Origin of the sequence: Cytobacillus sp. Hm23 (assembly GCF_051842895.1) — a bacterium.
GTDB lineage: Bacteria > Bacillota > Bacilli > Bacillales > SM2101 > Nanhaiella.
The window spans coordinates 45,428-69,210 of the sequence record NZ_JBPXRQ010000027.1 but is presented as its reverse complement, the minus strand read 5'-3'; the positions used below and the strand labels follow the sequence as shown (position 1 = coordinate 69,210).

Annotated in this window: 28 protein-coding genes; 21 read left to right on the top strand and 7 right to left on the bottom strand. The window is 34.2% G+C overall.

Annotated features, from left to right (window positions below; all coding sequences use genetic code 11):
* Window positions 1-265: 265 nt before the first annotated feature.
* The gene (locus tag ACSVDA_RS16580) at window positions 266-817 is read right to left on the bottom strand and encodes a pyridoxamine 5'-phosphate oxidase family protein (RefSeq protein ID WP_485884521.1); all 552 of its coding nucleotides are present in this window, start codon (window positions 815-817) and stop codon (window positions 266-268) included.
* A gap of 560 nt (window positions 818-1,377) precedes the next feature.
* Here ACSVDA_RS16580 and ACSVDA_RS16575 point away from each other — a divergent pair.
* The 3 genes from ACSVDA_RS16575 (at window position 1,378) to ACSVDA_RS16565 (ending at window position 4,321) form a co-directional block, all read left to right on the top strand.
* Window positions 1,378-1,935, top strand: a complete 558-nt coding sequence (locus tag ACSVDA_RS16575) for a GNAT family N-acetyltransferase (protein WP_485884520.1) — start codon at window positions 1,378-1,380, stop codon at window positions 1,933-1,935.
* A 40-nt stretch (window positions 1,936-1,975) separates the two neighbouring features.
* Window positions 1,976-3,424, top strand: coding sequence for a methyl-accepting chemotaxis protein (locus tag ACSVDA_RS16570; RefSeq protein ID WP_485884519.1), 1,449 nt, complete (start codon window positions 1,976-1,978; stop codon window positions 3,422-3,424).
* A gap of 378 nt (window positions 3,425-3,802) precedes the next feature.
* On the top strand, window positions 3,803-4,321 hold the full coding sequence (locus ACSVDA_RS16565; RefSeq protein ID WP_485884518.1) for a S4 domain-containing protein: 519 nt from the start codon (window positions 3,803-3,805) through the stop codon (window positions 4,319-4,321).
* 143 nt (window positions 4,322-4,464) lie between these two features.
* Here the strand turns inward: ACSVDA_RS16565 and ACSVDA_RS16560 are convergent, their stop codons facing one another.
* Both ACSVDA_RS16560 and ACSVDA_RS16555 read right to left on the bottom strand, forming a co-directional pair.
* The gene (locus ACSVDA_RS16560; protein WP_485884517.1) at window positions 4,465-4,944 is read right to left on the bottom strand and encodes an ImmA/IrrE family metallo-endopeptidase; all 480 of its coding nucleotides are present in this window, start codon (window positions 4,942-4,944) and stop codon (window positions 4,465-4,467) included.
* 104 nt (window positions 4,945-5,048) lie between these two features.
* Complete coding sequence (locus ACSVDA_RS16555; protein WP_485884516.1) at window positions 5,049-5,405, bottom strand: helix-turn-helix domain-containing protein; 357 nt, start codon at window positions 5,403-5,405, stop codon at window positions 5,049-5,051.
* 240 nt (window positions 5,406-5,645) lie between these two features.
* Here ACSVDA_RS16555 and ACSVDA_RS16550 point away from each other — a divergent pair, with 240 nt between their 5' ends.
* The 15 genes from ACSVDA_RS16550 to ACSVDA_RS16480 all read left to right on the top strand — a co-directional run bounded on the left by ACSVDA_RS16550 (window position 5,646) and on the right by ACSVDA_RS16480 (window position 17,519).
* Complete coding sequence (locus ACSVDA_RS16550) at window positions 5,646-5,840, top strand: XtrA/YqaO family protein (protein ID WP_320208923.1); 195 nt, start codon at window positions 5,646-5,648, stop codon at window positions 5,838-5,840.
* A gap of 55 nt (window positions 5,841-5,895) precedes the next feature.
* Complete coding sequence (locus ACSVDA_RS16545) at window positions 5,896-6,108, top strand: hypothetical protein (protein WP_485884515.1); 213 nt, start codon at window positions 5,896-5,898, stop codon at window positions 6,106-6,108.
* Window positions 6,101-6,538 (top strand): DNA-binding response regulator, encoded by a 438-nt coding sequence (locus tag ACSVDA_RS16540; RefSeq protein ID WP_485884514.1) that lies wholly within the window; start codon window positions 6,101-6,103, stop codon window positions 6,536-6,538. Before ACSVDA_RS16545 ends, ACSVDA_RS16540 begins: the two co-directional genes overlap by 8 nt.
* Before the next feature lie 694 nt (window positions 6,539-7,232).
* Window positions 7,233-7,646 (top strand): phage tail tube protein, encoded by a 414-nt coding sequence (locus ACSVDA_RS16535; protein ID WP_485884513.1) that lies wholly within the window; start codon window positions 7,233-7,235, stop codon window positions 7,644-7,646.
* Between the two features lie 154 nt (window positions 7,647-7,800).
* Complete coding sequence (locus ACSVDA_RS16530; protein ID WP_485884512.1) at window positions 7,801-9,519, top strand: phage tail protein; 1,719 nt, start codon at window positions 7,801-7,803, stop codon at window positions 9,517-9,519.
* Between the two features lie 7 nt (window positions 9,520-9,526).
* On the top strand, window positions 9,527-10,387 hold the full coding sequence (locus tag ACSVDA_RS16525; RefSeq protein ID WP_485884511.1) for a phage tail family protein: 861 nt from the start codon (window positions 9,527-9,529) through the stop codon (window positions 10,385-10,387).
* Window positions 10,388-10,389: 2 nt separating this feature from the next.
* Complete coding sequence (locus ACSVDA_RS16520) at window positions 10,390-12,051, top strand: hypothetical protein (RefSeq protein ID WP_485884510.1); 1,662 nt, start codon at window positions 10,390-10,392, stop codon at window positions 12,049-12,051.
* Window positions 12,051-12,278: a hypothetical protein gene (locus ACSVDA_RS16515; RefSeq protein ID WP_485884509.1), complete on the top strand. Its 228-nt coding sequence runs from the start codon at window positions 12,051-12,053 to the stop codon at window positions 12,276-12,278. The genes ACSVDA_RS16520 and ACSVDA_RS16515 overlap by 1 nt, the downstream gene beginning before the upstream one ends.
* 19 nt (window positions 12,279-12,297) lie before the next feature.
* Complete coding sequence (locus ACSVDA_RS16510; RefSeq protein WP_485884508.1) at window positions 12,298-13,452, top strand: siphovirus ReqiPepy6 Gp37-like family protein; 1,155 nt, start codon at window positions 12,298-12,300, stop codon at window positions 13,450-13,452.
* Between the two features lie 57 nt (window positions 13,453-13,509).
* Window positions 13,510-13,923 carry a phage holin family protein gene (locus ACSVDA_RS16505; protein WP_485884507.1) on the top strand — a complete coding sequence of 138 codons (414 nt, stop codon included), beginning with the start codon at window positions 13,510-13,512 and terminating at the stop codon, window positions 13,921-13,923.
* Window positions 13,920-14,642: an N-acetylmuramoyl-L-alanine amidase gene (locus ACSVDA_RS16500; RefSeq protein ID WP_485884506.1), complete on the top strand. Its 723-nt coding sequence runs from the start codon at window positions 13,920-13,922 to the stop codon at window positions 14,640-14,642. Before ACSVDA_RS16505 ends, ACSVDA_RS16500 begins: the two co-directional genes overlap by 4 nt.
* Window positions 14,643-14,716: 74 nt before the next feature.
* Window positions 14,717-15,076 (top strand): hypothetical protein, encoded by a 360-nt coding sequence (locus ACSVDA_RS16495; protein WP_485884505.1) that lies wholly within the window; start codon window positions 14,717-14,719, stop codon window positions 15,074-15,076.
* Window positions 15,077-15,087: 11 nt separating this feature from the next.
* Complete coding sequence (locus ACSVDA_RS16490) at window positions 15,088-15,363, top strand: phage tail assembly chaperone (RefSeq protein ID WP_485884504.1); 276 nt, start codon at window positions 15,088-15,090, stop codon at window positions 15,361-15,363.
* Between the two features lie 272 nt (window positions 15,364-15,635).
* Entirely contained in the window at window positions 15,636-16,598 is a 963-nt protein-coding gene (locus ACSVDA_RS16485) for a CPBP family intramembrane glutamic endopeptidase (RefSeq protein WP_485884503.1), read from the top strand.
* A gap of 102 nt (window positions 16,599-16,700) precedes the next feature.
* Complete coding sequence (locus tag ACSVDA_RS16480; protein ID WP_485884502.1) at window positions 16,701-17,519, top strand: aminoglycoside adenylyltransferase domain-containing protein; 819 nt, start codon at window positions 16,701-16,703, stop codon at window positions 17,517-17,519.
* A gap of 91 nt (window positions 17,520-17,610) precedes the next feature.
* Here the strand turns inward: ACSVDA_RS16480 and ACSVDA_RS16475 are convergent, their stop codons facing one another.
* From ACSVDA_RS16475 to ACSVDA_RS16465, 3 genes are all read right to left on the bottom strand, one after another.
* Entirely contained in the window at window positions 17,611-18,186 is a 576-nt protein-coding gene (locus ACSVDA_RS16475; RefSeq protein ID WP_485884501.1) for a DJ-1/PfpI family protein, read from the bottom strand.
* Window positions 18,187-18,398: 212 nt separating this feature from the next.
* Entirely contained in the window at window positions 18,399-18,542 is a 144-nt protein-coding gene (locus ACSVDA_RS16470) for a hypothetical protein (RefSeq protein ID WP_485884500.1), read from the bottom strand.
* Between the two features lie 313 nt (window positions 18,543-18,855).
* A complete protein-coding gene (locus ACSVDA_RS16465; protein ID WP_214480673.1) occupies window positions 18,856-19,080 on the bottom strand; it encodes a DUF1128 domain-containing protein in 225 nt (74 codons plus the stop codon).
* 639 nt (window positions 19,081-19,719) lie between these two features.
* Between ACSVDA_RS16465 and ACSVDA_RS16460 the strand changes: the two genes are divergently transcribed.
* Genes ACSVDA_RS16460 through ACSVDA_RS16450 form a run of 3 tightly spaced genes read left to right on the top strand, consistent with a single transcriptional unit; the run spans window position 19,720 to window position 21,400 of the window.
* The gene (locus ACSVDA_RS16460) at window positions 19,720-20,190 is read left to right on the top strand and encodes a low molecular weight protein-tyrosine-phosphatase (RefSeq protein WP_485884499.1); all 471 of its coding nucleotides are present in this window, start codon (window positions 19,720-19,722) and stop codon (window positions 20,188-20,190) included.
* A 27-nt stretch (window positions 20,191-20,217) separates the two neighbouring features.
* Window positions 20,218-20,544 carry a YtxH domain-containing protein gene (locus tag ACSVDA_RS16455; protein ID WP_485884498.1) on the top strand — a complete coding sequence of 109 codons (327 nt, stop codon included), beginning with the start codon at window positions 20,218-20,220 and terminating at the stop codon, window positions 20,542-20,544.
* 13 nt (window positions 20,545-20,557) lie between these two features.
* Window positions 20,558-21,400, top strand: coding sequence for a YihY/virulence factor BrkB family protein (locus tag ACSVDA_RS16450; protein ID WP_485884497.1), 843 nt, complete (start codon window positions 20,558-20,560; stop codon window positions 21,398-21,400).
* A 377-nt stretch (window positions 21,401-21,777) separates the two neighbouring features.
* On the opposite strand, the gene ACSVDA_RS16445 is transcribed toward ACSVDA_RS16450, so the two are convergent.
* Window positions 21,778-23,727 carry a heavy metal translocating P-type ATPase gene (locus tag ACSVDA_RS16445; protein WP_485884496.1) on the bottom strand — a complete coding sequence of 650 codons (1,950 nt, stop codon included), beginning with the start codon at window positions 23,725-23,727 and terminating at the stop codon, window positions 21,778-21,780.
* Window positions 23,728-23,783: the final 56 nt, after the last annotated feature.

Here is a 23,783-nt window from a genome sequence, read left to right as displayed (position 1 = left end):
AAGATTCTGAACCGTTAAGGTAAGCATTCACAGCTGTTAATTTAGTTTCTAAAGAATATTTAGTCATAAAAAACTGCACCCCCGTTGTTAGTTTTGTCTAACAATTGGGGTGCAGTTCAGAAATACAGTCCTTTTTATATGTCATAAAATTTATTTGACTTAATGTATGGATCTATTTCTTTTAATGTCTATTAGGTGCTCTACCCTCATCGCTGGAACAAGTGTTAATGTATACGGATATTTTAAGGTTTATGGCTTTAGTATTCTATTTATTCAAAGGGTATTTTTCATCTAGACGAGGTTCATGTTTTTTAATATACTCGTCTAACTTTCCTTGAGAAGTCTTATTTTTTGTCCAAGCACTTAATGTTTCCCTATCGTCTACGTACTCCATTAAAGGTATAGCAAAGCCACAACTAGTTTGAACAGATTCAATATCGACGACAAAAATTTGTCTAGCTGACTCAGGTGGGATATGAGCATAATAATCTTCCATCCATGTAAAATATTCATCGGTATATTTTTTAATAACTTTGCCGTATCCATATGCTCTTAAAATGAGAGGCTTTTGTTCAAAGCTACACCACATAAATGTAATCCTTGGATTATCAAGTAAATGATTAGCAGTTTCGTTACCACTACCCGCAAAATCCACATAAGAAAGCGTATGGTTATTAACGACCTTTAAAGAATCATAACCTTTTGGTGACAAATTAATTCTTCCATCACCTGATGGAGCAGTGGCAATGAAAAAGATGTGTTGATTTTGTATGAAGTGTATTTGTTCTTCAGTTAACTCTCTAAATTGTTTTCCCATCTACTTTCTCCTCCCGTTTATAAATGTAAAGGCTCTTTTCGTAAACTTTGTTGCTATAGTCCCTAAAATAGAAGAGTCGTTTTACTCACTTATAGAAGAAAAGGTGCCCTGTAACCTATTTGTATACGTGTATATTTTTTAGTATGAAAACTGCCAATGTAAAAGAACTTCCTTAAGTAAATTAAAAATAAGTTCCCTTAAATGAACGGATATATTTTCAAACAGTTGAAGGCATGTGAACTATTTACGTACGATCACATGTGAAATATCGTAAAAAGTCCCATCCCATATTTCACAAATAATTCACTGTAATTGTAAGAATTACAACATAATATGTCAACTTAATACTATGATCATAATTATTGTAGGAATCCCTTAATTAGAACCACTAGTAGCCTCATTTTTTAATGGATAAAAAAACACAATAATTGGTAAAAAATTCAAATTATTGTTACAAAATGACTAGTTGTAAAATTTTATGAAATAAACTGAAAGTATCATTAAAAATTTGAGAATCATGGCGATAAAGTAAGGATAAAGAGAAATTTCAAATAAATCTGATGAAAGTTGGCGAAGCAATGTATAAAGTTGTAAATTGTACATCACAATTAGAATTGTTTAACAACATTAAGCAGTGCTGTTGGCAAGAAAAAGGATTTGAAATGGAGCGTAATCAACACTCCGATAAATTTTTATTAATAGCGAATAATGGGGAGGTAGGAGGGACAGTTGAGTTTACACCTTCTACATACATGAGTAATTTCACTCGGGATATATTTAAAGACGTTATTACTGAAGGTATGAAAGTACTAGAAATTGATGGTTATGCCGTATTACCTAAATATCGAGGAGTGCTAGGAATGAGCGGGATTAGGCTAGCTGTTCAATATGCAGAAAAATATAAGTACACACATGCTGTTGCCTTATGTGATCCAAAAGTGTTTCACTATATTGATAAAGTATACAAGTGTGAAATTAAACAAGTAAGCGATATGTTTTTCTATAAAGGAGCCGATGTAATTCCTGCCATAATGGATGCAATAGTTGTTTACGAAAATAAACATACATTTAAATGGTGGAAGGAAATGACCGAAATAAAAGATGTAGTTTCAGTTTAATCAACAAAGAAGGGAAGTAGTTTTTTGCATGGAAAGTAAGATGAAATTAATGAATGAAAGAAACAACTTAGTCATGATTATTTTTGCTGCAATGGTTACGTTAACTCAAATGTTTAATATATTTATGGGTGTGCCGCTAAATGTAGTATTACCTTTATTAGGATTTATATATTTAATTTTAGGTCCTGTCTACTTTATTTCCAATCGTTCCCGGTTAAAGAAATATGCGAATATATTTAAATACTTTAATATCATTCTAGCAGGCACTTTCATGGTCGTTTTACTTGTCTTAGATCCTCATATTGTAAACATCATGTTCTTATTTGTTTTAATGACTATGGTGGGCATCTATCAAGAAAGAAATATAAACATCGTTGTTTTTATCATCACTTTCGTAGTTGTGTTATTAAATCTTAATCAATCTATAGCTGAGATTACACAACAAGATACAGCTTATATCTTAATGTCATTCTTTTTTGTTTTCGTTGCAAACGCTGTACAGACGAGATTTAATAATAGATTAATGAAAGAAAATGAAGAGCAGAAAGCTGAAGCGATCAAATCTAAAGATAATCTTGCACACATTTTAGCTAATATCCATTCCTCAATTGTTTCAGTTAAAGAGTATCAAGAAAATTTAAATACTGAAACAAACGATGCAGGACAACGTTCAGATGAAATGATGTCTTCAATTGAAAGTATGGTAATTGCTTATGGAGAACAAGCAAGCCTTACTGAGGAATTGTATAGTGAAATGGAATCGACAAATGTACAAATTGAAAATATAACTAAATCAGTTGTAGAAATGAATGAATATGTTGAATCTACAAAAGAAGCAACAACAGAGAGTGTGAATAAAGTCATAGACTTAGAAAAAGATCTTGAAGAATTTAATTGTGACATAGAACTAACTGTTGATTTAATGGAAGATGTAAAAAATACAACACAAATCATTGAAGATACTTTGAGTACGATATCAGATATAGCAGAACAAACGAATTTATTAGCATTAAATGCAGCGATTGAAGCTGCTAGAGCGGGGGAACACGGTAAGGGATTTTCTGTTGTTGCGGAAGAGGTAAGAAAGCTCGCTGAGTCTTCAAAAGAATCATCTGAATCAATTGCTGAACACCTTTTAGCATTTCGTGAGAAAATTAATAAAGCATCCCATACGATAACTGGATCACAGGAATCCATTAAGAAGAATCGAGAAGGGATGAATCATGTAAGAATGATATCCTCCAATGTAAATTCCTACATGGAAAGTTTTCATGATAAGACTACCCATTTGCAAGAATTTATAATGGGTGTTCAAGCGATGATGCAAGAGGTAGGTGCAAAAGTTGAAGTTAACACTAATATCACTCAAAAGAACACAAATAGTATTGGTGATGTTAAAGATTTAGTTATTACCCAGCAACAGAGTATTTCTAGACTGTCAGATGGTTTTTCTAACCTAGGAAAGAAAATTGTTTCATTAGATTCGTAAAACCCTTTCTTTAATAATGATATTCACGTACTAACAGATAATATTAAAAGGATAAATTGGTAATTTTGGATGTGTGTGTTAATATAAAGTTAAATCTACTTGGAGAAAGGGTTGCGGTTCTGTTTATGCCTACATTTACTTTGTAATGGATCAACAAATTTGATAGTACTTCTTTGGAATATGTAAATATTTCCTTTGGAGAAGTCTGTCTTTTTATCCCATTACAAAGGAACGGAACGAATATGTGTAGTATACAATATTCTAAGTTCTCTCGCTGACGGGAGAACTTTTTTATATGCAATAATTAAGTGAATAGGTGATGCTACAAATAGATCCGAGTAGATGTTTCGTTTCTTTATCTTATTAGAGGTGAAGAAAATGAACGTACAACACTTTAAGTGGAATTTAATTAATATGGATGATGTAATACAGGAGCAACGCTATTGTTCAAATTGCGGTAAAGTCGTTTGCTTTTTCGATACATTAATTAGACGGCATAATGCAAATGGAAAAAATATTTATCGATACGCAATTTATAAGTGTGAAAAAAATCATACTTGGAATAAAAAGCTTGAAGCTTATAAAAGCTATACAGACCACATTAGGTTGAATGAAGCTATACCAACTGATGACGAAATTAATACCCCTATCTGTTTTAAAACGTTAGTAGATAATGAGATAAAATGTGTTCAAATATCAATAAATCAAGTTATTGGTGAGTTTCGAATAGATAAAGTGTTAGCTGAGCGTTTAAGTAATATTAGTAGAAACGAAATTGTAAAAAGAATGAAAGACGGTTTAATAACAGTTAATAAACAACATGTTAAGCCTAGTACAAGAATACGTAGTGGAGATAACATAAACCTATTAATAACTAACACTCACAATAATGGTTAAATCTTAGTTTTATTTATAGGTGGTATAACTAGGCTAGCCGAGAAATTTCTCGGTCTTTTTTTAGTATATTTATCCTCGCGTTATTTCTACATCTTAAGCGTAAATTTAGTGACGCTGTTATAAAAGAATTACACTAAAGGAGTTTATGTTGTTGCTAATGAATTTCTATATATTCGTTTAACTCGTTCTATACAAAGTTGTTCGCTTACCTTAAAGTCTTCGACAAGTGTTTCGATGATCGTTGAGCTTTTAAAATTATATGACATTAACATATGGTAAGGAATTGCCGCATACAAAGTAAAATGTTGTGCGTCACGCTCTTGCAATTCTCTAAATGCTGGAGGCATAATTTGTAACTGCCAGCCGTAATGTCGAATAATGTGGCAGAGCTCGTGAAAAAACTGCTCCCTTTGCTGTGAAGCATCTATTCTTGAATCTATCGTAATGGATTTAAATTTGCCGTTCTCATACGAATAGCTCGGTATAGGCCTTCGGAAAAAGTAAATATTATTATTTTGACAAATGGTTTCTTCTAGGATATCTGTTGGTTGATTTATGTTCATTTTTTTATACCAAATAGATACCCATGTTTCTAAAAGGGTTGCTTCATATCCTACTTCCACATATTTCACCTCTTACACAAATTATACAAACATATGTTCTTTTTTGCAATCATATGCTAGTGGAAATAGATAAAATGGACTGTGCAGAAATGTTCTTTGTTCTCTTAATCTTTTTTATTTACTTTTTGAGCGATTGCTCTTAAATATTTTAAGTGATCATTTAATGCTTGGGCTTCCTCTCTTGTAATATTCTCTTGGTCAAAGAAAAATAAGCTTTCTTTATGATCTTCTTGTTTTACTACAGCTAACGAAGCAGGGGTGTCCGCTCGTCCCAATAAATAATCCGTTGATACTTCGAAAAAATCAGCAAGGTGCTTTATTGTTTCTGCATCAGGCTTGCGATCTCCAGATTCATAACGTGAAAGCTGGACATTCGATACTCCAATCGCATGAGCGACCTCCTTTTGTGAATAACCCTGACTTAGTCGTAACGATTTGATCCGTTCCCCTAATACCTTCATCGTATATTCTCCTCTAAAGTTATTTATGATTATATATTATCATTTACCATTACGGTAAGTAAGTATAATTACCTAAATGGTAAAAAAGATGTAGACAATTTCCTTATAGGTAAGTTAATATAATATTATCACAAAAATATGACCTATTCATAAGTTTAGGAAATATATTTTTGCCAATATGGCAATTTGTTTTAGAAAGGTAGGTGAATCCCGTTACACCTTTAGTAGTGGGGATAATAAATGCGAATGAAAGAAATAGATATAACAGATTCAATGTTTGAAACTAATGTAAATGAACAACAGACACCTTATGTTGTTATTGTAAGTAACGGGAAAGCAAAGATCTCTCAATTACCTAGTCACGGTGAAACAAAGATTATTACTCATCAAAACGAGGTGAAAAGAGTAAAGTTTGATGAAGGTGAAGAGTTTTAAAAGATTAATAGAAAAACCAATAAAGTTCTACCAGTCAGCTGGAGGACACTAAACTTTGGATTGCATATCCGATGTTTGGTGTCCTTTTTTATTAATAGTAGATCGAGGTGGTTTGGTGAAAATTCAACTTATTCATAAGCATCATTGTACAGGTTGTATATGGATGGGGAAAGAAAATCTATGTCCATTTGTTCGATGTGTAAAGCATTACGGATGGTCAATAAAACAAAAAGATAGTAAAAGGAAGGAGCAGAAAGAACATGAATAAACAAGAAATTAGAATTGCATTAAGGGATTATTACTGGATGGAAAAGGAACTGCTAAGATTGTATAAAGAGATGAATATTTGTCCGGCGCCATCAATTTCACAATATGGAGTAGAAGCTAGCATACCAAAAGCAAAAACAAACTCAGATCAAGTAGGTAACTTTGTCATTAGAAAAGACCGGTATAAAAAAATGGTTGAGAAGCTAGAGAGAAAAGTTCGCATCATTAATAAGCATACTGAAACAATCAAGGATGACCGAATGAGTACAGTACTATACTGTTTGTTAGATGGCATGCCGATCGTGGGAATTTCTAAACATTTAGGAATTAGTGAGAGAAATGTATACAATATAAGAGATTCAATCGTAGACCATATTTATAAGGACATGGATGATGAAGTATCTCTAACGAATAATTGTGTCGTTGTATAACATCATTTTTCCTTATGTAAAAAGCATATGTAAATAATATTTAGTTATTATGAGAACAAAGATTTTAGAGAATGATACACAAATTTATTCTCGTCTTTTGAAATTACGGATCTTCGTAAGATGAACAAGTGTAGCTTGGCTTAAGCCATAATATACTTGTTCATTTTTTTTTATTCACGAATAGATTCAAGCGTCTTAATTTCGTATTCTAAGTTAAAATTAATATTTGGTATCAATGTTGAAATAATATTTGCGTTATTAAGCTAATGGTTGTATTTTTTTCAACAGAATGTCAATAACTTTTACTTATTGTTCAACAACCCAATGAAAAAATGCAGGAAGTGCAGAGAACGCAGAAATAATGCAATAGTAATATGAATCTAGTTATAATCATGCCAAGGAACATTTGAGAGTGTAAAATAAACTATTAAAATCATTTGTAGTAAGTACATCTGTTTAAAGAACATGCAGGAAATGCAGAAACCGCAGGAAAGATGCAAGATAAACTATTTAGTTTGTAAAATGAACACAATAAAAATATACATCATTAAAATGTCACTTAACCTTTGGGTATAGGTGGCATTTTCTTTTTAAGGAGGTGATGAATTTGTAAAGAAATATTTTATATCTTGCTGTTGTTTATAGGTTTTGTAATTAGTTTCAAAAACAAACATGTTAAAGGAGAGATTTACAAATGACATTAAGAGGAATTGATATTGTAATTTTAGCGAATACAGGTACCGCAGGGGAACCAACTTTTACTGTAGTCGGTGGACAACGAGGAGCAACAATTGAAGAGGTTGCAGAAACTGTTGATATTACAAACAAAGGATCTAACGGTGCTTATGAATATGAGTATGGCTTATATGGTTTTACAATTTCAGCAGATGGTGTTTATATTCCAGATGATGCAGCTTATACAGCATTAAAAGATGCAATCCGTAATAAAGAGAAAGTACTCGTCCAATGGAAAGAGGGAGAAGGAAATATTGAACAAGGTTTATGCCTCGTTACTTCTCGATCAGTAGAAGGTCCTTATGATGGTGAAGCAACATATTCATTTGAATTGCAAGGTACTGGTACATTGCAAGCAGCATCAGCAAACTAGTATTTTCATTAGTCAAAAAGCATTGTAAAGAGGTTTTAGTGTCTAGCTGAAATCTCCTTCAATGCAGATTGGCATCTTGTATGGCTGTTGTTTGTGTCAATTGCATCTACAGTAGATATGGGAACAAAGTTTTAAAAAGAAAGAGGGTGATATGTTGTCTTCAAATAGTGGGATTGTTATTAATATGGATTTTTCAGGAATTGAAGAACAAGTAGAAAATATAAAAGTTCAGTTTGAAGATTTTGGAGCATCTCTAGAAAGTGCCATAGCTGCTCCCCTAACGGAATTACAAACAAATATAGCAACTATGACACAGTCAATGAGTGGGAATGCCGAAACAATGAATCAATCTGGAGAAGAAGCACTAACCTTTGGAGAGAAAATTACTGCATTAAAAGATCATACTGGTACAGCATTAGAGATAGGAAATTCTTTTGTGACGCTAACTGAACAAATTAGCGGTATGTCAGAAAATTTTACTAATGCTGGTCCAGTTGCACAAGGTTTTTTTGAAGGATTAGAAACGGTTTCTTCGAGTATGGGACAGGTGGTAACTACTGTACTACCATTAATAACAACTTTTGATAGTTTACTAGGTCTCATTCAGTTGTTAACCCCTATCATAAGTGGAATTTCTTTACCTGTCATGGGTGTAGTTTTAGCAATAACGGCATTAATTGCTATAGGTGTTGCACTTTATCAAAACTGGGATACAGTGGCAGCATATGCGATTGAAGTTTGGGGTGCGATAGCTAGCTTTTTCAGCAACTGGTGGGAACAAGCAAAAAACCTATTTAATAGTGCTGTTACTGCAATCAGTGGCTTTATTACGAATACATGGAATGCGATTAAGAATACAACACAAGCAGTTTGGGATGGGATTGTCTCTGTCTTAACTGGATTATGGGATACGATATCTTCTACCTTTTCTAATAGCTTGGCTAATGTTACTAATTTCGTGCAAAGTGCATGGGACTCGATAAAAAATACTACAGCTGATCTGTGGAATGGCATCGTTAACTTCTTTGTAGGTTTGTGGGAAAGTTTATCAACAACCTTTTCTAATAGCCTAACGAGCATTAGTGAGTTTTTATCAAATGCCTGGAATACTATTAAGGAAATGACAATGAATCTATGGAATGGAATTATTACCTTTTTGCAAGATTGGTGGAATAAGCTATCGAGAGATTTCAAAGATAGTCTGACGGTGATCAGTGACTTTTTAGCTAATACGTGGGGAGCAATCCATGACATTACAGTTGAACTATGGAATAAAGTAAAAAGCTTTTTTTCATCAATTTTCAGTTCTATCGTAGATGCTGTTAAAGATAGCTTCAATTCCTTTAAGGATATTGTTGGAGAGAAAATGTCATTAGCTAAACAATCGATTGAAGAAATTTGGAACAAAGCTTTAGAATTTTTTACGAGTATTAATTTGTTTGAAATAGGATCAGATATTATGGAAGGCTTTCTAAAGGGGATTAGTTCTATTGCTTCACGTATATGGGATAAAGTTACAGAGATTGCGGATGGAGTGACAGACAAAATTAAAGATATTTTGCGTATTTCTTCACCATCTAAGGTGATGACACAAATCGGTGAGTGGACGGGTGAAGGTATGGTTCTTGGTCTAGATAAGACCATTACCGAGGTTAAAGAGGTATCTGGTCAGTTAGCTAGTGCTGCCATTCCAAATACTGCTGCAACATTTAGTACAATTTTGGCGTCAGACATTCAACAGCCATTGAGGAATGGGTTACAAAGAGGGATCACACAAAATGTAACGATTAATAGTCCAAGCCCATTGACACCTAGTGAAGTAAAAAGAAAAACGTTACAAGCTTCTAGGCAATTAGCTATGGAATGGCGGTGAGAAATAATTGAGTGAACAAATAACTTTTATGAATTCCAAAGGACAAGCAATTACTATCGGTCAACAAACACCCTATTTGCTTGAAACGATTGAAGGCTTAGGTGGGAATGAAGCAGAAATGCAAACACAAAAAGCGCCATTTCAAGATGGCTCAACATTTACCGATGCGCTATTAACTGATCGTCTTATATCTGCTGAATTTCTAATAAAAGGGGCGGATTATGATGAAGTATTAAATAACCGTCAACGGCTTGCAGGTGTCTTAAATCCGAAACTAGGTCCAGGTATATTACGGTACGAAGCTGAATCAACGACCAGAGAAATATCAGCACTACCAACATCAACACCGATACTACCTGATGGGATAGAAAATAGACATAAGAAATATCAGCGTGGAATGATCGAGTTTTTGTGTCCTGATCCGTATTGGAGAGAAATAAATCCGATAAATATTAAACTGGAAGATTTTGTTTCGAACTTTCGATTTCCGTTTAGTTTTCCTGTGCGATTTGCGACAAGGGGAGATTCAAGGGTACTAGTCAATGAAGGACATGTTCCTACACCAATCAAAATAACATTTCGTGGAGAATCGATTAACCCTAAAATAACTAATCAGACCACAGGAGAATTTATTAAAATAAATAGAAACATTTCAGCAGGCTATACCTTAGTTATCAATACTGCATTCGGGAATAAGACGATAGACATTATTGCACCTGATGGGGTTGTAACAAGTGCAACTGGATACATGGATTTGAACTCGAAATTCTTCGATTTAGAGGTAGGAGAAAATAAAATCAATTTTATTACTGAAGGTGGTAAACCTGAGGTTTATATAGAATACAAAAACAGATATTTGGGGGTGTGAATGTGGTAGAAAAATATAGTTTTTTTGATCCAATCGAGGATCAAAATGGTTTACCTGATAGAGAATATAACGCACAACAGTTTATAGATTATTTTGCTAGTTTAGTTACAACTGGAGTTATGAAGGGCGCAGGGAATGAACTAGCTGTTACTGCAAATGGAGCAAACATGATCACTGAAGTTGAACATGGTATTGCTTTTGTTGAGGGTAGGTATTACAACAATACAACATTATTAGCTCTTACACACGACACAGAAACACTAGGGAAAAATCGAATTGATAGAGTTGTTGTGAGGCTTGATTTGAATACTGAAGCAAGGCACGTGCGTACTTTTGTTAGAAAAGGCGTTGCATCAACTAACCCTGTTGCTCCAGTTTTGCAGAGGGATTTCATTATTGATGATACGAGTGATCCTATTGTTTATGAAATATCACTTGCTCAAGTAAAAATAATCGGTGGTCAGACCTACATTAATCCTGAGGATGTTACAGATGAAAGAGGAATTGAAGACATATGCCCGTGGGCAGGAAGTAATATTCTACCAAACTTTGATGATGAAGGTTTGTCCGATTTGATTCTATCAGTTGAATCAATAAATGATAAGCTTACCAGCACAAATGTAAAAATAGGCAGTGGCGCAACTAATTTAGTTGATGACGGCATAGTAATTGGCACTAATGTAATCAATAACAATAACTATGGCATAGTAATAGGAAGGCATGGAATTAATCTTGGTAATTATGGTATAGCAATAGGGAGAAGTGAAAATTCAGGCGCTCATGCTTTGACAATGGGTTACCTTGCAAATAACTCAAGTAATTATGGTATTGGAATAGGATATAATGCAAAAAATTCATCCGATAGCGGTATAGCAATAGGGAGAAGTACAAACAATTCAGGTGAAAGTGGTATAGCAATAGGGAAAAGTACAAACAATTCAGGTAAATACGGCATAGCAATAGGCAAGAGTGCTAGTGCAAATGATTATCAAGCTATTGCACTAGGAGCTGATGCGGAATCTGGCTATCACTCTATGGCATTAGGATTAGGTACTAAAGCGTCTGAAAGGTACGGCCTAGCTATAGGATCATATGCGATAACAGAAGCATACAATTCTATTTCAATAGGGTCAACGAGTTGGGCAGGGGAAAATGAGGTTGTAATTGGAAGTTTTATTGAAGATCTAAATCTGAAACATTATGGAGATCTTACAGTTTCGGGGACAAAGAACTTTGAAATACCTCATCCTCACCCTGAAAAGAGAGATACACACATGCTCAGGCATGGAGCTGTAGAATCTCCAACGACGGGAGATACCTTATATAGATATACGATTGAAGCAACTGAAGACAACCAAACAGTTGAAATACAATTACCCGATTATTTTGAATACCTAAATATCAATGTTGATGTTTGGGTAAACCCTCACTTACACTTTGGTCGGGCATTTGGTTTTGTTGAAGGCGACAAACTAAAAATCACTTGTGAAAAAGCAGGAACATACAAAGCTCTAGTGATTGGTACTCGTAATGATGATAATGTTCAAGATTGGCACATTAAGGGTGTCGAGCGTGAAGTCGGGGAAAATTGGTTGGGTGAAACAAATTCCATCAACATAAATGAAATATCTACAATAAGCGAAATCAAGGAGGAATCTGAATAATGAATATTTTTATTAAGAAGAGCGACATTCAGTATAAAAATCCAGTGTTAGGTAGACCTACGAGAATAGTTGAAGAACATTACCACTCTCGTAGAATATTGGCAGATGTAGATGAAAATGAAAAGGTTTTCCAATTTACAAAAGATGAATTGCCGTTTGCTGCTAGTGAAAATCAGATGATAGAAGCTATTGAAGCACAACTAAATGAAGTAGAATCAAACGCCTAACAGGCGTATTTTTTATGGGGTGATATTTATCAAGCCAATACGAATATTAACGTCAGATATGCAATTACTAGCTGAAATTGATGATTTTGAAAGCCTTATTTTCACCCGTAGATTTCACAATATAGGCGAGTTCGAGCTACACATCAACCGTCACAAACAACATACAGACAAGCTAATTAAAGGGAATCTCATTTTGTTAGGCTCTGATCTCCACAAAGTAGGGATCATCAAACACCGTGAAATTGGCATTGATGATAATGGAAAACAGTCTGAAATATGGGTCATTAAAGGGGTAGAGCTGAAAGGAATTGTCGTCCAACGAATTACACATCCACCAAACAACACATCATATGACCACAAAAGTGGTAATGCCGAAACAATAATGAAGCATTATGTGGAAAGGAATATTGTTAATCCGGATGATTCGAATAGAGCTATATCAATACTTGAATTAGTTGGAAATCTGAATAGAGGGCAAAGTATTACATGGCAGTCACGCTTCAAAAATTTATCTGAAGAGCTGGCTGCTATTTCTATGTCCACAAATCTAGGTTGGGATATACGACTTGATTTACAAAATAACAAATGGCTTTTTGATGTATTTGAAGGGCGCAATCTTACGGTCAATCAAAATGAAAATCCACCTGTTATATTCAGCCTTGAGTTTGATTCGCTAAAATCACTTAAATTTACTGATAGTGATGTGGGCTATAAAAACTATGCCTATGTAGGAGGGGACGGTGAAGGTATTAGCCGAAAAATCGTAGGAGTAGGTAATACAAGCGATTTGCTGCGATTTGAAGCATTTTTTGATGCACGTAATATACGTGAGAAAGACGATGATGATCTGCCTATTCCTGAAGATGAAATTTTAAAGGCGTTAGAAGAGAGCGGGAAGCAAAAGCTTCTAGAATTGGCTCAAGAGCAATTTTTAGAAGGGCAAATCCTTACACATAGTCCGTTTCAGTATGAAAAGGACTATGATCTCGGTGATATAGTTACGATCCAAAACAAGGATTGGGGCGTAACGATGGATGCGAGAATTACTGAGTTGACAGAAATCTATGAACCTAGTGGCTTTCAACTTGAAGCAACGTTTGGAAATAAGATTCCGACGTTAATTTCAAAGGTTAAACAAGAACTACACCAACTAGATGCTGAGATAATGAAGTAACCCTTTAGTAAACGTTTTTCTAAGAAAGGAGAGTTTGGTATGGGATGAATTGAATCGTTGGCAAAAATAGTTGTCATTTCTATTGGTTCTTTTATTTCTTTTTTGATAGGAGGAGTTGGTTTAGCAATCACAATACTTCTAGCAATGATGGTTATTGATTATGTTACAGGCTTACTAGTGGGTCTAATGAATAAAAATTTGAATAGCGCAACTGGTTTTAAAGGGCTACTGAAAAAAATGTACGTCCTTTTATTAATTAGTGCTGTGTATTTACTAGAAAAAATTGCATTTAGCACTGGCTATATTGGCGATGGGGTAACGATCGCTTATATTATTATCGAGTTTATTAGTATTACTGAAAACGGAGGCAAGCTTGGTGTACCAATTCCACAACAAGTTCGTGATGTAATCAAAGTACTAAATAGTGATGCACCAATTGAAGAAGTAACAAAAGGTAGGTTGAAAAAATGAAAGTGGTTTTAGATGCTGGTCATGGGTATCACACGCCTGGCAAGCGTACTCCTGATAACTCAATGCGCGAATGGGAGTTTAATAGTGCAGTAGCAAAATATGCGAAGGAGCTTTTACTGAATTATAAAGATATAGAAGTGCGTTTTACTCATGACTCTTCTGGGCGTGAAGATGTTACCTTAACGAATAGGACATCGTATGCGAATAACTGGGATGCAGATGTATTTGTGTCTATACATGCTAATGCTGCTGGACATGGTGGATATAATGACGTTACAGGAATTGAGACATTTGTTTATGTAACGAATCCTAAAAATGCGAGAATATTAGCTGAAACAGTCCAAAAACAATTAGTTACCTTAACAGGTCGTAAAAACAGAGGGGTAAAAACAGCAAATTACACAGTATTAAGACAAACTATGATGGATGCAATTCTTTGCGAATGTGAATTCATGACAAATAAAGAAGCAGCTTCACTACTAAAAGATGATGCATATCGTCAACTATGTGCAAAGGCGATCGTTAAAGGTCTAGTTGAGCATTATCAACTAGAGAAAAGTACATCTTCACATACCCTTAGCCAATATGAAGTAGAAGTACAAGAAGCCATTGAGTGGGCAAAGAGTTTAGGCATATCCAATGGTGAGAGACTCAATGACTTTTGTACTCGGTCACAAGCGATATTAATGCTGTATCGCGTCTTAAAGAGTAAAATTTGATATTTGAATATTTGTCACTTATACATGGAGTATAAGTGACACTTTTTTTGAAAATTTCAACTGGAGGAATATATATGAGATATGTAGATGTTCAATTTGGTGAAAGTAAGAAACAATTAAAATATGACTTTAACGCGATGTATGAAATAGAAGAACAAATGGGTAAAGGAATTGTTGCAGTGTTAAAAGAAGATCAGATCGGCTTTCGCATGATTCAAATATTTTACTTTGCTGGGATGAGGCATGGTAAAGATAGAGGAATGACACTTGATTATGTTGGCAAACTATTGACGACAAAAATCCAAGAGGAAGAATCATCATTCGAGGAGCTTATGAAGCCTGTCCTTCAAGCACTTGATAAATCAGGACTATTCGGTAAAAATGTAAAATTTGATCAGGAGGAAAGTTTGGAAAAAAACGAAGCACGGGTTTAGATTGGGAAGAGATGCAAACATTTGCTTATGGCTTTCTATGTCTTAAACCCGATGAATTTTGGTCATTAACATTAACTGAGTTCAACTTAATAGTGAAGGGGTTTGAAATGAAAGAGGAACTTGCATGGCGTAAACAAGCGCAACTAGCAGCATGGATCATGTCTCCTCACTTAAAACGACCAATGTCAGCTGACAAATTACTTAAGAAAAAGATCACTAAAAAAACAACGCAAGAAAAATCCAAGAAAGTTGTTAATGAGCTAAAAGATGAATTTGGAATAGAGTAATAAAGTGTTGACCCACTAGTAAGTAGACCCCACCAAAAAAGGTGGGGTCGTACATAAATGGTAAAAGGTCTGTGATCATCTTATACGTATTGAATGCCTGTCACTACAATAACGTAATATTTTACTGATATAACCTTTATTGTTAAGTTATGTAGATTATAGTATGATAGATTCCGTAATATGAGAATAAATGACAATTTAAAAATAATAGATTAAAAATGGATTTAGTTTTTACCTTCAAGTAATCTAAAACAACTACGAAGGGACAAAAAATGAAACATATAATCGCAATTGTTAAACTATACTTACCTCTTTTATTTGTACCGATTTTTATGCTCAATTATATGATTGAAGACAAACCGATTAAGTATTTTTATTTATTACTAGCAATTTGGTTTCTTTATAACTTTGTTAACGAGAAAGCAAATTTTAAAAATACATATGAAAAAACAGAGAACCTCGTATTAGGGTTACTAGATATCTTAATGTACTTAATCCCTATTATAGCTACATTATGCGTATTCTTTTTTCCTGAGGTGAACTTTTTCTTACTCTTAATATTTTTACTAGTGATTTGTTTTGACTTGTTCTTTAAGCTTACGAAAAAGAAGTTAAGTAGAAAACAGGACAATTCAATGGCAAAAAAGGGTGAAGGTGGTTCAAATACTAACTTTCTTTTACCTGCTCTATTAGCAGCTTGCTTAAATCTTGTTGTCGCATTATTTATCATTAACATTTGGCTAACTCCACAAATTTATATTGCTTCTCCTTTTTCGTTAAAAGTTCTTTTATATGGAGTAGCGGGTGCATTCATTCCATTAATATTTATATATCTGGGAGTCAAAATTGATTTGATTACAATCCCATTAAATAAATATACTGAAGGTTTGATTCGACTTACAAAAGAGCGATGGGGACCTTTGTTTATTGCATTAAGTGCAGGGATTTCGGAGGAGCTTTTATTTCGAGGTGCAATTTTTGAACTATTATTACTTTATTTAGATGCTACAACCTCTATATTGTTGATCAGTATTATTTTTACATTACTTCATATACCACAATACAAAAATAATGTGATTTATAATATCGTTGTTTTTGCACTAAGTATAGTATTTACAGTCATTTATTTATGGACTGAAAATATATGGGCACCAATTTTAGCTCATGCAATCTACAACTATTTTGTGTCTAAATGGATTCATTCGGGATTTATCAAAATAACAAATGACATGTAGTGAAGATTACATGGATTTGATTAAGCCACTGTGTGGTTTTCAAGTAAAAGATAAGAAATATCATGTATATCGTAACAAATAAAGGCTGAAAGGTGAGGAAGAATGAGGTCGATTCCAACACAAGTACAAGCTGTTTTAGATGCTTACATTTCATTTTTTAATGAACAATTTCCTAATATGCTTGAAGGCTTATATATCCATGGTTCTATCGCAATAGACGCTTACGTTAACAATTCCAGTGATATTGATTTTATAACTGTCTTAAATCGTTCATTTTCACAAGATGAAATGATGCTGTTATCTGAACTACATAGTAAAATTGTAAATCAGTATAAATATCCAGAATTGGACGGTGTGTATATAAAGTGGGAGGAACTAGGGAAGCTTGATTCAAATGACAAAGATAATGTTTACTATAGTAATGGGAAGTTAAGGTTTGGTCCTTATTTCAACTTTAACCCAATTACTTGGTCTGTTTCTAAATCTGATGGTCTAACTGTCATAGGGCCTGAGATACAAACTCTGGAATTTACAGTGTCAAAAGATGATCTTGTCACGTATGTAATGGAAAATATGAATAGTTATTGGACTCCTCGTATACAAAAAATTGAAGGTTCTATTCATGACTTATTGAACCTTTCTACTAAAGAGATTGACACAGAGATTGAGTGGTCCATTCTCGGCATATTGAGGCAATACTACACAGTAAAAGAACATAAGATCATTTCGAAGCATGGGGCTGGTGAATATGCTCTACAGCACATTTCTGAGGAATGGCATAACATGATACGTGAAGCAATTAATATTCGTACAGGTGTAAAAGAGACATTATTTAAGTCTGAGAAGCAGAGAATTGAAACTTTTTTAGCTTGTGCAAGATATCTCCTTAATGAATGTAAGCAAAAGCTGTTTGTGCGTTGATATATAACTAAAGTTCATATCACCTTTTCTCATTTAAAGTTATATATGTAAAATAAACAAGAGTGACTAATATGTAGTCAATCTTGTCATTTTACAACTCCTGTTCCATTAGCTTGTTTCCTTTACCTTGATAAAATGCTACTGTTTCTGCACTTACTTCACCAATCATTTTTTTCAGCTCAATTGCAAAATCTACATAAGCATGTCCTTGTGCTGTTAGGATATTATTTTCTCTAACTGTAGGTTGATAGCGATAATAGTCTTCATCAAAACAACCTAAAAAATCTCTTTGTACTTTTGATAAAGTGACAGTATAAGGTTTATGATTTAAAACTTGCGCTTTTGCCAAAATAAACACACCACTGCATATAGCAGCTGTCGTCTTACCTTTTGCTACAAAATGATTGACCCATTCAAATAAATCATGTGCTTCAGCGATCGGTTTTAAATCTCCCCCGGGAATGATGAGTACATCATAATTGTTAATATTAATGTCCTTAATAGTGAAGTCTGGAACTGTTGTTAATCCAGCCTCTGATTTACATGGAGTTCTTTCAAGTCCAAATGTATGTAACTCATGAGTGCTTTTTAACATAGAAATGGCAGACGCTATTTCGAATTCACAATATCCTTCAAAAAGTAATAATAGTGCTTTTTTTCTTGCCATAAATTGCATGCCTCCTCTGATAAATATAAATTCGCCGATAATTTCATAAATCCTATATTTTTGATTGTATATTTTTGTAGAAAGACCGATAAACAGTTGAAATTGACCAAGAAATATGAAGATTTGACCCATAAACAGTATGAAATGGATAATTCCAAATAAAAAAGCAGCAAAAGAAGCATGTTTCTTTTGCTGCTTAACTTGTGCGTAATTTATTGTTTTTTGTCATCCGGGATTGGATCAATAATCGTTGCATCTTCTGAGTTAAGTGACACTCTTAGAAAATAAATATAAACACCTAGAGTTGAGAATAGAACGATTAAGAAGCCAATCGTTTTTAGCCAAAGAGCCACCATGCCCATCCCCCCTTTGTACACTACTATGCTAACGTGTACAAAAACATTCATAGGGCATTGAAGCGTGTAAAAGCTTCAATGCCCTATGAAATAAAGCTAGAAACGATTATTAGATTGTAAGAGTGGGTGGATATATTTTTTATCTGAAGTCGACTTTTATAATTTGTACAATCTTCTCTTCTATAAAAACAATGCTGTGTTATGTATATTGTGGGGGAGTATCCATATTGAGAGCGGTATAGGTATGTAGGAAACAAATAGTAAAGCAGTAATCCTTATAGCTTTACTATTTGTGCAAAACTGGCTGTTATCATTAAACCTTTCTCAGGTTACCTAATTCTTCAACGATGGCTTGCATTTCATTAGGGCTGAATGAATTTTTTTTCATGACAAGCTCGTAAATTTCCTTAAGCTCCTCATACATTTCTTCGTCAAAATGGGATGACTTAATTGCCCCTAAATTAAGTACATTCAATTTTTCTTTAATTTGTTCAATCATATAGTTCACATTATCTACTGATTTTTGAGATAAATTCATCTTGTCATCCTTTCAAAAATTACTATTGTTATTATTGTAACATGTTTAACATAGGTAGGTGGTTTTAATTGTTTTTGGCCTATAGCTAATGCACTTTCAAATAAAATCCTGTTCGTACTAAAGAACTTGTGACATCTTTTCTTTTTTTAAAAGGACTCTTTTCAAAAACTATGTTTTGCGTTTTTTACTTACTTTGAGTAACTGACGTGTAGAATATGAATTTTTATATTGGTGAAGAAAAGATGCCCCGAACGTTAGTTATTTCATTTTTAGTTCTTATTAAGCAAAGCAACAACTTATGCAAAAACAGCCTGTACAAAGGCTCTTTAAGTAAACTTTGTTGCTCTTCGCTTACTCGAAGAAAAGATGCCTCGAACGATGGTTATAATCATGTTTAGCTCTTACTACTGAAAGTAACAACTGGTACAAAAACAGCTTTTTAAAATGATAAAGCTATACAAAACGCCTCTTCATATTTTAATAACTATAGAAAAATATATCATTATAAATACTTTGTAAGGAAGAATAATTTTATATGAGCATTATAAATGAAACAAGAATGACATTTTAAATTCTGTCTTTCATATCAAATCATATTTTGCTTATAATGGAGATGGAAAGATAAAGGAGCTGGAAAACATGATTCGAGTTTTATTTGTATGTTTAGGAAATATTTGTCGCTCACCTATGGCAGAGGCTGTGTTCCGAGAAATAGTTAACAAACAAGATCTTGGTGATAAAATAACAATAGATTCTGCGGGCACTGGAAATTGGCATATAGGTAAGCCGCCTCACGAAGGTACACAAGAGATCCTAACAGGTAAGGGGATTTCTTTCGAAGGTATGAAAGCACGGCAGGTTGTTGAAAATGATTTAGAGAATTTTGATTATATTATCGGTATGGATTCTGAAAATATTGGAAACCTCCATAAGATGGCAGGGTACAATAATACAGGTTTTATTGGGAGACTTCTTGATCTTGTTCCTGAAAGTGATGTAGATGATGTGCCAGACCCATATTTTACTGGAAATTTTGAAGAAGTATATGATTTAGTTGTCAAAGGCTGTGAGAATTTACTACAGATGATAAAAAATAAACATAATATTTAAATGGTGTAATAAAAGGGAGAGGTGAGCATGTCAGCGAATAATTTGTTCAAAGGAATGATGGCAGGAGCTTTTGTAGGTGGGGTAATTGCAATGCTAAACAAAGAAACAAGGAAAGAAGTTGTTACACAAGGAAGAAAAGCTATGCATACAACTGGAAAATTTCTAAAAGATCCTGCTACATTAGCAGTGAAAATTAAAGATCAAATACATACAGTGAGGACAACGATTGAAGAAATAGAAGAAGATGTATCGTTTGTTACGACTAAAGCCCATGAATTAAAACAATCAACTCCTCAAATGATAGAGGTAGTGAAGGATACGAAAGAGAAAGTTTTTAAAGATAAGGAAGGATAAGTGGGTGTTCTAGATGGAGACTAAGCGGAGAATGAGTGTCGTCTTCTTTGTTAAGGAGCTTTTTAGGCGGTTTAATGATGATGATGTTATAGGTTTATCTGCTGAGTTGGCCTATTTTTTCTTGCTTTCATTGTTTCCTTTTTTAATTTTTTTAGTGACCTTACTTGCTTATTTACCTGTTTCACAAGAAGATGTTATGGAAGTATTTCAACAATTTGCTCCAGGTGAAACACTTGAAATGATTGAAGCAAATTTAAAGCTTATCGTAGGTTCGCAAAATAGCACACTTCTTTCATTTGGAATTATCGGGACAATATGGACAGCATCGATAGGGATGAATGCGGTAGTGAGAGCTTTTAACCGTGCGTATGAAGTGAATGAAAGTAGATCACCTCTCGTCGCTAGAGGTGTGTCGATCTTATTAACATTTGCTATGATTTTTGTAATTGTTGTTGCGTTATTACTACCTGTATTTGGACAAAAAATTGGCTTGTTTATTTCAGCATCATTTGGATTTTCGATAGAATTTATGAATGCATGGAATGCGGTAAGGTGGATTCTGAGCTCTATTATCTTATTGGTTGTATTTTCTTTTCTTTATTTCATTGCACCTAATAAACGCTTGAAAATGAAGGAAGTTACAACCGGGGCTATTTTTGCGACGGTTGGGTGGATTATTGTCTCTGTAGCTTTTTCTTATTACGTAGATAGTTTTGGAAATTACAGTTCTACGTATGGTAGTCTCGGCGGAATAATTGTATTAATGATATGGTTCTACTTAACTGGGATGACTATTATCGTGGGTGGAGAAATTAATGCGATTATTAATTGTCGTAGAATTGATTGTGATGAGTAATGTTATTGCTTTCTTCTATAATTTACTATTATGGTTGGGGAAAAACTAGCCATATTAAATGATGATAAGTTTCTTATTATCTTGAGTTAGGAGGATTAAGCAATGACGAAAAAAACGAAAAAAGATGGAGATACAAAGCAAAAAAGTCAACAAGCTGGATCAAACCCTAAACATAAAACAAGCAGCAGTGCTAATGGCACAAACGGTTATCATTAACGAGAAAAGCGGAAGTATCTTGTTGCTTCTCGACAAGCAATGGAGCAAATGTATCTGATGCTTTTATGCCATCGGAAGTATTTGCTAACTGGTTCTGCAGCTACAAAAAAAGACAAGCAAAAAGGGTCTTGAAATACAACTTCAAGGCCCTTTTACTTTTGTTACGCCTTTAGCAATCGCAGGCCGTTTAAGATTACCAATATTGTACTTCCTTCGTGTCCGATTACACCAAGTGGTAAATTAACAACTTGGAGGAAGTTTGACAAAATTAATAGGGAAATAACTGCGATTGAAAAAATGATATTGTGCTTTACGATACGATTCATTTTTTGTGATAGCTTGATTGTTTCCGCAATTTTTGACAGGTCGTTTTTCATGAGAACGATGTCTGCTGTTTCTAATGCGACATCTGTGCCTTCTCCCATAGCTACACCAACGTTTGCTGTAGCTAATGCCGGTGCGTCGTTGATTCCATCACCAACCATTGCTACATTGTTATATTTGTTTTTAAGTTCCTTTAAGTGTTCAACTTTCGCTTCTGGTAGACACTCAGCGATATAGTCATTTACCTGACATTCTTCTGCAATGGCCTTTGCCGTTTGTTCTCCATCTCCTGTTAACATTATCGTTTGAATGCCAAGTGCTTTAAGGCTTTGAATTGCTTTAATCGATTCGGCTCGAACGGCGTCCTTTAGTGCAATAATTGCAGCGATTCCGTTAGAGTCAGCTATAAAAACGACTGTATTGCCTTCGTCAGCCAATTGATTGGCAATTCCACCGTGGAATTGATCTGCTAATTTGCTGCCGACAAAGTCAGCTTTGCCAATTTTCCACATTTGGTAATTGTACATACCTTGTACTCCCCAACCTGCAACATCCTCTAAGCTATCAGGTTGACTAAGCGTACATTTATAAGTGCTTTTTGCGTAAGAGACAATGGCTTGAGCTAGCGGATGGCTTGAATGACTTTCCAATGAAGCGGCTGCTGTAATTACATCTTCATGAAATAGACCATCTCGCACGAGTACTTTTGTTACAGTAGGTTTACCTCTCGTAAGTGTTCCTGTTTTATCAAAAGCAATTGCCTTGACCTCACTAAGTTTTTCTAAGTGAACGCCACCCTTGAATAAAATGCCCTTCTTTGCACCATTTGAAATGGCAGATAATGTAGCGGGCATGATCGATGCAACGAGTGCACATGGCGAAGCCACAACTAATAAGATCATTGCTCGATAAAATGTTTCAGTCCAGCTCCAATTAAATAAATAATGGGGTGCGAACATCATAATTAATACAGTGATTAACACAATTTTTACATAAGTTCCTTCATACTTTTCAATAAAAAGCTGCGAAGGCGATTTTTCACTTTGTGCTGATTGAACAAGTCGAATGATTTTCTGAAATAAAGTATCTTCACTATGTTTGGTCATTTTTACAAGGATGGCACCACGTAAGTTAACTGTCCCAGCAAATACTTCGTCCCCGATATCCTTCGAAATAGGAATCGATTCACCAGTGATAGTAGCTTGATCAATGGACGTTTGCCCTTTTAGAACCTCTCCGTCAATTGGTATCCTATCACCAGGCTTAATTAAAATCGTATCACCAATTTGTAGTTCTGAGATGTGAAGTGTTTTTTCTGAATCCCCCACTAGTAATAACGCTTCTTCAGGCTGTAAATCCATTAAAGACGAAATCTCTCGATTACTTTTGTTCATCGTATATGTTTCTAATGCTCCACTAAGCGAGAATATGAAAATTAATACTGCGCCCTCCCACCAATAGCCAATTGAAGCTGATCCGATAGCAGCAAAAACCATAAGCATTTCAACGTTCAACTCACGGTTTTTAATGGTTTCTACAATACCCTCTTTAGCTTTCGCAAAACCACCAATAAGAAACGCTAATATATATAAAGAAACTGAGAATGTTGGGATACTAAGTTTATCCATTAACCATGCAACAAAAATGAGAACACCGGAACTTAAAGCTGCAATTAATTCAATATGTGTTTGCAGTTTGTTAATAAATGTTTCAGTATGATCAGTTTTACACTCGATGTAAGTTGATTGGGTATTACCTTCTATTACTGCCTTTTCACTTGTTTCCATAATATCTCTCCTCCTAATTATCTAATTGAGAAAAGGAATCAAAATCAGTATCCCAA